The sequence below is a fragment of the Streptomyces malaysiensis subsp. samsunensis genome (assembly GCF_024519315.1).
GTDB classification, from domain to species: domain Bacteria; phylum Actinomycetota; class Actinomycetes; order Streptomycetales; family Streptomycetaceae; genus Streptomyces; species Streptomyces malaysiensis.
The window spans coordinates 60,630-71,499 of the sequence record NZ_JANIIC010000003.1 but is presented as its reverse complement, the minus strand read 5'-3'; the positions used below and the strand labels follow the sequence as shown (position 1 = coordinate 71,499).

General features: G+C 72.5%; 11 protein-coding genes. 1 reads left to right on the top strand and 10 read right to left on the bottom strand.

The features are described from left to right. Positions 1 to 10 precede the first annotated feature (10 nt). Positions 11 to 661, top strand: a complete 651-nt coding sequence (locus tag NQU54_RS03135; protein WP_257629640.1) for a GntR family transcriptional regulator — start codon at positions 11 to 13, stop codon at positions 659 to 661. A 105-nt stretch (positions 662 to 766) separates the two neighbouring features. Here the strand turns inward: NQU54_RS03135 and NQU54_RS03130 are convergent, their stop codons facing one another. The 10 genes from NQU54_RS03130 to NQU54_RS03085 form a co-directional block, all read right to left on the bottom strand. Beyond that, positions 767 to 1,843, bottom strand: coding sequence for an MSMEG_0565 family glycosyltransferase (locus tag NQU54_RS03130; protein ID WP_257629639.1), 1,077 nt, complete (start codon positions 1,841 to 1,843; stop codon positions 767 to 769). Continuing rightward, positions 1,840 to 2,676: a carbon-nitrogen hydrolase family protein gene (locus NQU54_RS03125; RefSeq protein WP_069862864.1), complete on the bottom strand. Its 837-nt coding sequence runs from the start codon at positions 2,674 to 2,676 to the stop codon at positions 1,840 to 1,842. Before NQU54_RS03125 ends, NQU54_RS03130 begins: the two co-directional genes overlap by 4 nt. Beyond that, positions 2,673 to 3,521: a carbon-nitrogen hydrolase family protein gene (locus NQU54_RS03120; protein WP_257629638.1), complete on the bottom strand. Its 849-nt coding sequence runs from the start codon at positions 3,519 to 3,521 to the stop codon at positions 2,673 to 2,675. Before NQU54_RS03120 ends, NQU54_RS03125 begins: the two co-directional genes overlap by 4 nt. Then, positions 3,518 to 4,951: an MSMEG_0567/sll0787 family protein gene (locus NQU54_RS03115; RefSeq protein ID WP_257629637.1), complete on the bottom strand. Its 1,434-nt coding sequence runs from the start codon at positions 4,949 to 4,951 to the stop codon at positions 3,518 to 3,520. The genes NQU54_RS03120 and NQU54_RS03115 overlap by 4 nt, the downstream gene beginning before the upstream one ends. Before the next feature lies 1 nt (position 4,952). Then, positions 4,953 to 6,044, bottom strand: a complete 1,092-nt coding sequence (locus NQU54_RS03110; protein WP_257629636.1) for an MSMEG_0568 family radical SAM protein — start codon at positions 6,042 to 6,044, stop codon at positions 4,953 to 4,955. A gap of 11 nt (positions 6,045 to 6,055) precedes the next feature. Then, a complete protein-coding gene (locus NQU54_RS03105) occupies positions 6,056 to 6,586 on the bottom strand; it encodes an MSMEG_0572/Sll0783 family nitrogen starvation response protein (RefSeq protein ID WP_167499651.1) in 531 nt (176 codons plus the stop codon). 41 nt (positions 6,587 to 6,627) lie between these two features. Next, on the bottom strand, positions 6,628 to 7,443 hold the full coding sequence (locus NQU54_RS03100) for an amidohydrolase family protein (protein WP_257629635.1): 816 nt from the start codon (positions 7,441 to 7,443) through the stop codon (positions 6,628 to 6,630). A 10-nt stretch (positions 7,444 to 7,453) separates the two neighbouring features. After that, on the bottom strand, positions 7,454 to 8,788 hold the full coding sequence (locus tag NQU54_RS03095) for an MSMEG_0569 family flavin-dependent oxidoreductase (protein WP_257629634.1): 1,335 nt from the start codon (positions 8,786 to 8,788) through the stop codon (positions 7,454 to 7,456). Between the two features lie 218 nt (positions 8,789 to 9,006). Beyond that, complete coding sequence (locus NQU54_RS03090; protein WP_257629633.1) at positions 9,007 to 9,957, bottom strand: hydroxymethylglutaryl-CoA lyase; 951 nt, start codon at positions 9,955 to 9,957, stop codon at positions 9,007 to 9,009. Between the two features lie 115 nt (positions 9,958 to 10,072). After that, positions 10,073 to 10,870, bottom strand: a complete 798-nt coding sequence (locus NQU54_RS03085; RefSeq protein WP_093705102.1) for an enoyl-CoA hydratase/isomerase family protein — start codon at positions 10,868 to 10,870, stop codon at positions 10,073 to 10,075.

Sequence of the window (10,870 nt, the reverse complement as noted above, 5' to 3'; positions counted from 1 at the left end):
AAGGACCCACATGTCGATCCAGCTCGTAACCCAGTCCGTCGGCGACGCCCTCGTGACGTCGCTGCGGGAACGGATCCTCGCGGACGAGATCACCGCCGGCACGGCGGTGACGGAGGCATCGGTCGCCACGGAGTACAAGGTCGCGCGGCAGACCGCGAAGGCCGCCATCGAACGGCTGGTCGGCGAGGGCCTGCTGGAACGCACCGCGCACCGCAGCGCCCGCGTCCCGATGCTCGATGAGGCGCGCGTGCGGGACCTGTACTTCGCCCGTGGCGTGATAGAAGTGCGGGCCTACGAACTGCTGGCCGGCAGGCGGCTGCTGACGCCCGAAGCCCTGACGGCCCATGAGGCGTTCCGGGAGTGCTCGACGAACTCGGACGTGGCGGCCCTGGTGCAGGCGGATGTCGCGTTTCACCGTGCGCTGATCGACAGTCTGGAGAGCGACCGCCTCTCCCGCGCACACAGCGTGATCATCAATGAAATACGGCTCTGCCTGGCCCAAGTGCAGAACGCGCACCTCCTCGCCCCCGCGGAGATCGCCGAAGAGCACCAGACGATCATCGCGGCCATCCGAGACGGCGACGTTCCCGGAGCCGGCCAAGTGGGTCTGGAACACCTCGAGCACGCTGAGCGGAACTTGCTGGCACACCTGCGCGGGTGACCTCCTCCTCCGGAGGGGCCCCTGGCCGGGCCACGAGACGGCAGCGGACTCGCGCACCGCGCCCGGACCCGTGGTTTCGGACTGCCGCCGATGTCCCCGTCCCGCTCAGCCGAGCGTGCGATAGAAGGCCAGGTGCCGCTCGGCGGCCGCCTGCCAGGTGTGACGGGCGGCGAGCTCGCGGCCCCTTGCCCTGCGGGCCGGATCGTCGGCCGTGAGCGCCGCGCCGAGTTCGGTGGCCAGACCGTCGGGGGTGTGCGCGAATCGGGCGGTGTCGCCGTACACCTCGCGCAGGACGGGCAGATCGCGCACGACCAGCGGGACGCCCGCGGCGAGCGCCTCCATGGCGGCGAGCCCGAAGCCCTCCTTGACGGAGGGGAAGGCGAACGCGCCGGCGGCGGCGACCAGCGACGGCAGTTCCTCCTCCGCCACCTGCCCCAGCACGACCGGCTCGACGCCGAGCTCGGCGGCCCGGGTCTCCCAACGGGCCCGGTAGTCGCGGTAGTCGAACAGTGTCTCGCCGCCCGCGACCACCAGTCGCACCTCGGGACGGGCGGCGCGCAGCGCGGCGTACGCCTCCAGCAGGTCCAGCGACCCCTTGCGGGGTTCGATGCCGCCAACGGTGAGGACATAGCGGCCGAGCCGGGAGCGCCAGGCGGCGCGGGCATCCGGGTCGGTGGTGGCGAAACGCTCGTTCGCCACCCCGTTGGGGATCACAGCCGGGGACAGTCCCCAGCCCCGCGCCAGTTCCCCGGCCACCGACCGCGAGACGCAGATGTGCGCGTACGGTTCCACGATGGCCCGCTCGTGGCAGGCGGCCAGTTCGGGCGTGGTGAAGTGGTCGATGTGGTGGACGGTGCGCACGCAGTGCCCGACGGCGTTGGCGCTGATGCAGTCCTGGGCGTGGACGATGTCGTACGGCGCCGGGTCGAAGGCGTCGCGGAGGGTGGCGATGGAGCGCAGGACGCGCTCGCCGACGGTCTCGCTCCGCGGGCCGTCCGGGAACGGCACGATCCGCAGCCGTACCGCCGGGTCCACGGGCCGGAAGAAGCCCGCGTCGCCGCCCCGGCCCAGCGTCCACACCGTGACGTCCTGGTCCGCGGCCGCGAGGGCCTCGGCGAGCGCGAGGGTGTGGACCACCCCGCCGCGCGGCTTGGTGGAGTAACTCAGCAGGGCGATCTTCACGACGAGGTCTCCCGGTAGGCGGAGGGGCGCAGTTCGCCGAGGTGGTGCAGAGTGCGGCGGGCCCGGTCGACTTCGGCGGAGACGTCGACCTCGGCGACCGCGAGTCCGGCCTTGGCCCAGGTGCGGGCGAGGATGTCGCCGCCGGGGCCGACCACCTTGGCCTGGCCGAGGAAGCGCATGCCGCCCAGGGCACCGGTCTGGTTGGAGGAGGCGAGGACCACCTGGTTCTCCGCGGCGCGGGCCTGGTCGTACAGGTCGAAGAGCCTGGCCTGGCGGTCCTGGGCCATGCGCGGGGCACGGTTGGTGATGCTGGTGGGCCAGGCGGACAGGCAGGCGAGGATCTCGGCGCCGTCCAGGGCCAGGGAGCGGGCCGACTCCGGGAACGTCTTGTCGTAGTCGATGAGCATGCCGATCCGGCCGACCGGGGTGTCGAAGGCGTCGAAACGGTCGCCGGGGGCGTAGGCGGCGGCCTCGCCGGCCGGCAGGTGGACCTTGCGGTGGCGGCCGAGGACACCGTCGCCGCTGACACAGACGGCCGCGTTGTAGCGCTCGGTGCCGCCGTCCTCGCGGTAGCCGACGCACACCACCATCTCGGCGGCCAGCCGGGCCACTTCGAGGATGAGCGGGTCGTCGGGCTCGAGCGCCGGGGGCAGCACGTCGGGGTCGGGATGGCGCAGGTCGGCGAGGTAGCCGCCGAGCGCCGCGTCGGGCAGCACGAGCAGTCCCGCACCGGACCCGCGGGCGTCGTCGATGACCTTGGCGATACGGGCCAGGTCGAACTCCAGGTCGCGGCCGAAGTGGGCGGCCGCGGCCGCGATCCTGACGGTGCTCATACGGTCGCCGCCGCCGCGGGTGTGTAGGCGTCCTGGCGCCGGTCGCGCAGATGCCCCATGGACCTGCGGGCGGTCCGCAGGGCCTGTGCGACATCGAGTTCGGCGACGGCCATCCCGGCCGGGACTCCCGTGTCCGCGAGGATCTCGCCGCCGGGGTCGACGACCTTGGCGCTGCCGACGAAGCGCAGCGACCCGAAGGTGCCCGTCTGGTTGGCGGAGAGCCATACGATCTGGTTCTCCAGGGCGCGGGCCCGGTCGAACAGGTCGAAGCGGCGCTTCCAGCGGTCTTTCGCCAGATCGGCGGCGGCCTGGGTGCGGGCGCCTGGCCAGGCGGACACACACACCCCGATCTCGGCGCCGTCCAGCGCCAGCGCGCGGGCGGACTCGGGGAACGCCTTGTCGTAACAGATCATCATGCCGATCCGGCCGACGGGGGTGTCGAAGGCGTGGAAGCGGTCCCCGGAGGCGTAGCTGGCGTCCTCGCCGAGCGGCTGGTGGACCTTGCGGTGGTTGCCCAGGATGTCGCCGCCGGTGACGCAGACCGCGCTGTTGTAGCGCCGTCCGTCCGTGCCCGCCTCGCAGTAGCCCGCCACGACCGTCATCTCCCCCGCCAGGGCGGCCAGCCGGCGGATCTCGGGGCCGTCGGGGGCGAGGGCGGGCGGGCCCTCGTCGGGTTCGGCGCCGTCGAGGCTGAGCAGATAGCCGCCCAGGCAGGCTTCCGGCAGGGCGAGCAGCCGTACGCCGTCGGCGCGCGCCTCCTCGATCAGCCGTTCCACGGTGGCGAAGGCGCCCTCCAGGTCGCGGCCGAACTCGGCGGCGACGGCGGCCATGCGCAAGGCGGTCATGCGGGTCCCATCCCGGTCACCGTGGATGTGACCGCTTCGGTGATGTCTCCGTCGGGCCAGCGCAGCCCGACGCCTTCTCCTGCGCTCAGCTCCCCGCACACGGCCCCCTCGGCGGGCCCGGCCGCGAGCGGTGGCGCGCCGGGCGCGTCGGCGGTGAGCATCGCGAAGCCGGGGAAGCAGGTGAGCCAGTCGCCCATGGCCGCCTCCCGCGGCCGGGGGACGGCTGCCACGTCCAGCACGGCCCGGCAGCCGCTCGCCTCCGCGAGCATGCCGAGGGTGCCCGCGACGCCGGCCATCGACACGTCCTTGGCCGCGGCGGGCCGGGCGGCCGCCACCGCGCCGGTCATCGTGCGCAGTTCGTCCGCACGGCGGTGACTGGTGGAGTCCCACTGGCGGCCCCGGTACCCCGGGCGCCAGGTGCCGCCGAGGTCCGCGGTCAGCCGTACGGCGTGACCGGGGCGCCCGCCACCGCCCGGCACCGGATGCCGGGTTCGGCCCAGCGCGGTGACGGACAGGGCCGCCGGAACGCCGAGCTGGGTGTGCCCGCCCAGGACGGGGACGCCGTACGCCTGCGCGGCCCGGCTCAGCCCGGTCAGGACGCGGGCCGCGTGCGCGGCGTCCGGGGCGCCGAGCGCGTCGAGCAGCCCGACGGGTGCGGCTCCCATGGCGGCCAGGTCGTTGACGTTGACCAGGACGGCGCACCAGCCCGCCCAGTCCGGGGCGCGTTCGACCATGGACGGCACGATCGCGTCGCATGCGGCGACCACGTCGGTGCCCGGGACGGGCGCGCCGTCGTCGCCGATGAAACCGGGCGAGGCGGTGGCGAGCGGGTCGAGCAGCGGGCCGAGGGCCGCCTTGGCGGCGGACGCCTGCGCCGCGATCCGTCCGATCGGCCACCGCATCAGCACATGCGGCGAGCCCGCGGCGGTGACGTCGCGCACGCGCCGCCAGCCGAGCCGCCGGAACAGCACCTCGTTGCGCGTCTGGACGGTGGCGTCGAACCGGAGCGCGCCTTCCGCCTCGGCGCGGGCGCAGGCCGCCCGGACCAGCGCCGCGCCGACGCCGGCCGAGCCGCGGACGGCCGGGGCGACGACCAGGCGACCGCCCTGCCACCAGCCGATGTCGGGGCCGTCGGTGGCCGGGCCGAGCCGCACTCCGCCGACGACCGTGCCGTCCCGGCCGCGGGCGATGAGCACGAGCGTGCGCGGGTCGGTGTCACGGTCGTCGAGGTCATGCCCGCGGAACAGCCCCTGCTCGTACACGAAGGCGTCCCGGCGCAGGCGCCGGTAGGCGCTCAGATCGGCCGGCCCATCGGCCTCCGCGATACGGAACGCGGGCTGCCGGGCGAGGGTGCTGCGGTCGCCGAGCAGGGCCAGGATGTCGGGGGCCCGGCCGGAGACGGGTGCGGTGTCGGATCCGTCGAGGTACATCTCAGCCGCCCGCCGACTCGAGCACGCCGCACGCCCCGCAGGCCGCGCAGCCGGCCCTCTGGTCGGCGCCCTTCATCCCGGCCGCGCGCAGCTTGGCCGCGACACCCTCGGTGACGTAGGCCAGTTGCTCCGCGCTCGGCGCGGGGACGCCGTCGCGGGCCGCGAGGGTGCCGCGCATGGGCCGGAAGGGCACGACGAAGGGGTATACGCCCCTCTCGATCAGCCTCCCGGCGCCCTCGATGAGTTCGTCGGGGTCCTCACCCAGCCCGACCAGCAGATAGGTGGAGACGCGGTTCGGGCCGAAGACGCGTACGGCCTCGTCCCACGCCCGCTCGTAGTCGGCCGTCGGGACGGTGGACTTGCCGGGCATCCAGCGCCGGCGCACCTCGTCGTCGAGCGACTCGATGTGGATGCCGATCGCGGTGGCTCCCGCGTCGCGCAGGGCACGGATCCAGGCGAGGTCACCGGGCGGCTCGCACTGCACCTGGACGGGCAGGCCGGGGACGGCGTCCAGCACCGCCCGCACCGAGCGTACGAGGGTGCGGGCGCCGCGGTCCTGGCCGGTGGTGGTACCGGTGGTCATGACCATCTGCTTGATGCCGTCCAGCCGCACGGCGGCCTCGGCGACCTCGGCGAGCTGGGCCGGGGTCTTGGCGGCCACCGTGGCGCCGGAGCGGAGGGACTCCTCGATGGTGCAGAAGCGGCAGCGGTCGGCCTCGGCGTAGCGTACGCAGGTCTGCACCACGGTGGTGGCGAGGACATCGGCGCCGTGCAGACGGGCGATGTGCTCGTAGGGGACGCCGTCGGCGGTGCTCAGGTCGTAGAACCGCGGCCGTCGTACGGCGGTCAGGGTCAGGCCGGTGTCCTCGTCGCCGAGCCACACCCTGCCGTCGCGGACCCGGTAGGGGCTGTCCGGGTTGGTGGGGAGCGCGGCGTTGGCACCGTCGACGAGGACGTGTCCGTCGTCGCTCGGGCCCGCGCCGTCCGGCCGCCGCACGGGGGCGTCCAACGCGACTCCTCGCAGGGCGAGTTCGGCGCGGGTCATGATCCGCACGTCCACCGCCGTACCTGTCGTTCCGGTGCCAACGCTCACGTCGTGCCCCCTTACAGCTGGTAGGTGGAGTTGATGATGGCGCCCTTGCGCGCGTAGTGGATCAGTGCGTCCTGGACGTCGAGCGGATGGGTGGGGATGACACCCTCGATCAGGTCCTCCTCGCGGGCGCCGTGCAGCGACAGGCCGAAGCGGCAGCAGTACGCCTTGCCGCCCTCGGCGATGAACGTCTTGAGCTGGTTGTTGATGTTGTGCTCACCGGGGAAGGCGGAGTTGCCGGTGGTCGGGAAGCCGCGCGTGGCCAGGCAGTTGAGGGATCCGGGACCGTAGAAGTAGATGGCGGTCTCGAAGCCCTTGCGCAGGGCGCGGGTGGCCTGGAGGACGGCGACGAAGGACACCGACGACTCATGCGCGATGCCATGGACGAGGGTGAAGTAGCTCTCGCCGTTCTCGGCCCGGTAGTCGGGGAAGACCTTGGTGGAACCGTAGATGCTGGAGCCCTCGGGCAGCGAGGGGTGCGGGATCTCGTGGAGTGACTTCTGCTCGACGTCGGTGAGTTCGGCGGTCGCCGGGGTCTCGGACACGCGTGTCTCCTTGGTGTGACGCATCAGATGGGTCGGGTCGGTCAGTCGTAGAGCGCGGCGAACGTGTCGCGGAAGACGAGTTCGCCGAGGGCGCCGCCGCCGGTCGCCGCGGCCATACGGGCGTACTCGCCCGCGAAGTCGCCCCACGGCTGGTCGCTGGCGAAGAGCACCCGGTCGTGGCCGATGCCGCGGCGCTCGATCTCCTGGGCGAGCCAGCGGGGCGTGAAGCCGATGGCCCAGGAGAGGTCGGTGTAGACGCGCTTGCCGACGGTGATCCAGTCGAAGAACCGGGAGCCGGCGAGCTTGATGTGGCCGCTCATCCCGCCGCCGAAGTGGACGAGGTGGACGGGCACGTGGTCGGCGTACCGGTCGACGAGATGGCCGACCTCGTCGATGTCGGAGGCGGCGCCCGGGGAGGTGTGCACATGGACCACCAGTGAGTGCCGGGCGGCCTCGGCGAAGATGCGGTCCAGCAGCGGCCGGCAGGCCGGGTCGGTGGGGCGGCCGCCCAGCAGGAAGCTCAGCTTCAGGGCCTTCACGCCCCTCTCCCTCGCCAGTTTCAGCGCCCGGGTGGTCCTGGCCTCGTCCTCGGGGCGGGGCGAGACCCACAATCCGGCTCTGATCCGGTCGTCGCTCTGCGCGGCCTCGACGGCCAGTTCGTTGAAGGAGAACGCGACGGCGGGATCGGGGACCCCGTAGTTGGGGATGACCAGGGCGCGCTCGGTGCCTTCCGCGTCCAGGTCGGCGATCAGCTGACCGACCGTGGCGCGGGCGGTGGTGTCGGGGCTGACGGGCGGGCCGCCGTAGAAGGGGTGGGCGGGCAGGACACCGATGTGGCGGTGCGCGTCGAAGACCATGGCGGTGCTTTCAGCCGACGGGGAGTGCGGAGGCGAGTTCGAGCGGCGCGCCGGTGAGGGTGGAGCAGACGTCGGCCGTGCGGCGGGCGGCGTCGATATGGCCGGCCAGGAACTCGGCGTCCCGGCCCACCGCCTCGAAGCGCCCCGAACCCCATGAGTGCTGCCAGGGCAGGCCCAGGAAGTGCAGGCCGGGAGCGCTGGTGGCGCCGCGCCAGTGCATCGGATAGCCGCGCCCGTCGAAGACGGGTGCCTCGATCCACCGGTGATCGCGACGGAAGCCGGTCGACCAGACGACGGAGGTGATACCGGCCGCCGCCAGGTCCAGGCGGCCCGGCTGCCCGGAGGGTTCCCACACCGGTACGTACCGGGGCTCGACGGGAGCCGGGACGCCCCTCGCCTCGATGTACGCGTCGATGGCGTCCTTGATGCCCTCGGCCACCGCGTCCGCGTGGTCCAGGTTCACCTTCAGGTCGTCGGCGAACTCCAGGGTGGTGCCGCGGATCGTGGTGAGCCGCCCGTACAGCCGCATGCCGTCGCGGGCGAAGGCCCGCAGATCGATGTCGCGGCCCCCGTCGCGGCCGGTGACGTAGTGGTTGACGCGCATACGGACCGCGTCGGCTTCGTCGAATTCGTCGATGGTCCTGGTGTAGTGGCCCATGTCGTCCAGCCAGGCCACACAGTCGCGGCCCCGGTAGAACCGGGCCACGCGCGGTGCGCTGCCCACCGCGAGATGGACCTGCCGGCCGGCGAGGTGCAGGTCCTCGGCGATCTGGCAACCGGACTGGCCGGTGCCGACCACCAGAACGCCGCCTTCGGGGAGCTGGGCCGGATCGCGGTAGTGCGAGGAGTGGATCTGGTGGATGCCGTCGGGCAGTCGCTCGGCCATCCGGGGCACGGATGGCGCGTGGTACGGGCCGGTGGCGACCACCACCTGGTCCGCGGTGCAGTCCCCGTCGGACGTGGTCAGCTCGAACACCCCGCTCGCGGCCCGGCGCAGCCGGGTGACGGTCACCCCCTCCACCAGCGGTGGCCGGAAGAAGGCCACGTAGTCCTCCAGGTACCGCACGATCTCGTCGCGGACCATGAAGCCGTCGGGGTCGTCCCCCCGGTAGGGGAAACCGGGCAGTTTGCACTGCCAGTTGGGGGTGACCAGGCAGAAGCTGTCCCAGCGGCGCTCGCGCCACTCGTGTCCCACCCGGTTCGCCTCGATCACGATGTGCTCGACACCGCGCCGGCGCAGGCAGTAGCTCATCGACAGGCCGGCCTGTCCGCCGCCGACCACCGCGACCGGGAAGTGGGCTCCACGGACGTGGGTTCCACGAACGTGGAAATAGCTCTCAGGCATGAAGTCCTCCAGGCGAGGCGCCGAGGTGCTGACACCTCACCGCTGCTTGTGGGGACCACTTCAGCCAGGGGCCATTGCCGAACCGAGTCATCCGGAATAAAGCGGAGTTACAGACTCCTCACCACCTGCGACAGCGTGCGTACGCTGTGTTGCCTCATAGGCAAAGCGAAACCCATCGGGCCGCCCGGCCGGAAGTCGGCGTGAGCGCCGGGTGGGTGTCAGGCGAGGGCGGTGACGACGCGGGAGGGGCTCGGGCGGCCGAGGTGATGGGCCATCCACCGGCTGGTGGCCGCCAGCGCGTTCAGATCGACCCCGGTGTGGATGCCGAGTCCGCGCAACATCCACACCAGGTCCTCCGTGGCGAGGTTGCCGGTGGCGCTGCGGGCGTAGGGGCAGCCTCCGATGCCACCGGCCGAGCTGTCGAACTCGGTGACGCCCGCCGTCAGCGCGGCATGCACATTGGCGAGGGCCTGGCCGTAGGTGTCGTGGAAGTGGAGGGCGGTCCGCTCCAGGGGGATGCCCGCTCCCCGTACGGTGTCGAGGAGTTCCAGGACATGGCCGGGGGTGCCGGTACCGATGGTGTCTCCCAGCGACAGGGACGTGCAGCCCATATCGAGGAGCCCGCGGGCGACCGAGGCGACCTTGCGGGGCTCCACATCGCCCTCCCAGGGGTCGCCGAAGCACATCGACACATAGCCGCGTACCGGAAGGCCCGCGGCGCGGGCCCGGCGTACGACGGGTTCGAACATCGCCAGCACCCCAGCCATGTCCCGGGCCAGGTTGTTCTTCGCGAAGGACTCCGTGGCGCTGGCGAAGACGGCGATCTCCCGGGCACCGGCGGCCAGGGCCCGCTCCAGACCCCGTTCGTTGGGCACGAGCACCGGGAGGCGGATGCCATCGAGGGGTCCCACGGCGGTGAGTACCTCGTGCGCGTCGTCGAGTTGGGGTATCCACCGGGGGGAGACGAAGCTGGTGACCTCGATGGTGGTCAGACCCGCCTCGACGAGCCGCCGGACGAACTCGGCCTTGACGGCGGTGGGGACGCGTACGGCTTCGGCCTGGAGGCCGTCGCGGGGGCCGACCTCGTAGATGCGGACCTGTTCGGGCATGCCCCGCTGGGGAACGATGCGGGGCAGTGCGTCGGTGGACGAGGTGGTCTCGGATGTCATGGCGTCCCCGTCAGGCGGTGGGAAGGGCGAAGGGGGGCGGCCACGCGGAACGTCGCGGGCGGCGACGAGCGACGGCGGACCGGCGGTCGGCCTGCGACGTTCCTGCGTGGAGCCATCATGCGGGGGGCTTGTTCACGTTCCGGCGGGAGGGGAAGTCGGGCGGACGGCGTTCGGCGAACGCGGCCAGTCCCTCATGCGCGTCCGGGGAGGTGAACGCCCGCTGCCCGTACAGCGCCTCACTGTGGAACGCCTGGTCCTGCGGGAGGTCCCCGAGACGCAGCACCGACTCCTTGATCGTCTCCAGGGCGGTGCCGCTGCGGGCGGTGAGCCGGTGAGCCCGGTCCATCGCCGCCTCGAGCAACCGGTCGGCCGGCACCACGGCGTTGAGCAGGCCGTACCGCAGTGCGGTGGCCGCGGTGATCCGGTCGCCGAGCAGCATCAGCTCCATGGCCCAGACGTAGGGGATCTGCCGGGTCAGCCGGGTCAGGGTGCCGCCGGCCGGGACGACTCCGACACCGCTTTCGGGGAGCCCGAACTCGGCCGTGTCGGCGGCGATCCGCAGGTCCGTGGAGAGCATGATCTCGAACCCGCCGCCGAGACAGAGCCCGTTGACCGCCGCGATGACCGGCTTGAACAAGGTGGTGTGCTTCTGGTGGGCACCGTCCCACCAGGAGATGTCGAACCGCCCCTCGGCGAGCGCGGGGATCGATTCGGTGAGATCGGCGCCGACGCAGAAGGCACGGTGCCCCGCGCCCGTGAGGACCGCGACGCCGATCGACTCATCGTCGCGGACCTCGTCGAAGGCCGCTCCCAGCTCCTCGTACATCGCCAGGGTCAGTGAGTTCAGCTTCTCCGGCCGGTCGAACCGGATGAGCGCGACCGGTCCGTCACGGTCGAGGGTGATACCGCTCAT

Excerpts from the sequence above, each read along its gene's own strand:
- NQU54_RS03085 (WP_093705102.1), bottom strand. The coding sequence starts at position 10,870 with ATGAGCGGTATCACCCTCGACCGTGACGGACCGGTCGCGCTCATCCGG.
- NQU54_RS03120 (WP_257629638.1), bottom strand. The coding sequence starts at position 3,521 with ATGACCGCCTTGCGCATGGCCGCCGTCGCCGCCGAGTTCGGCCGCGAC.
- NQU54_RS03135 (WP_257629640.1), top strand. The coding sequence starts at position 11 with ATGTCGATCCAGCTCGTAACCCAGTCCGTCGGCGACGCCCTCGTGACG.
- NQU54_RS03125 (WP_069862864.1), bottom strand. The coding sequence starts at position 2,676 with ATGAGCACCGTCAGGATCGCGGCCGCGGCCGCCCACTTCGGCCGCGAC.
- NQU54_RS03115 (WP_257629637.1), bottom strand. The coding sequence starts at position 4,951 with ATGTACCTCGACGGATCCGACACCGCACCCGTCTCCGGCCGGGCCCCC.
- NQU54_RS03090 (WP_257629633.1), bottom strand. The coding sequence starts at position 9,957 with ATGACATCCGAGACCACCTCGTCCACCGACGCACTGCCCCGCATCGTT.
- NQU54_RS03100 (WP_257629635.1), bottom strand. The coding sequence starts at position 7,443 with ATGGTCTTCGACGCGCACCGCCACATCGGTGTCCTGCCCGCCCACCCC.
- NQU54_RS03095 (WP_257629634.1), bottom strand. The coding sequence starts at position 8,788 with ATGCCTGAGAGCTATTTCCACGTTCGTGGAACCCACGTCCGTGGAGCC.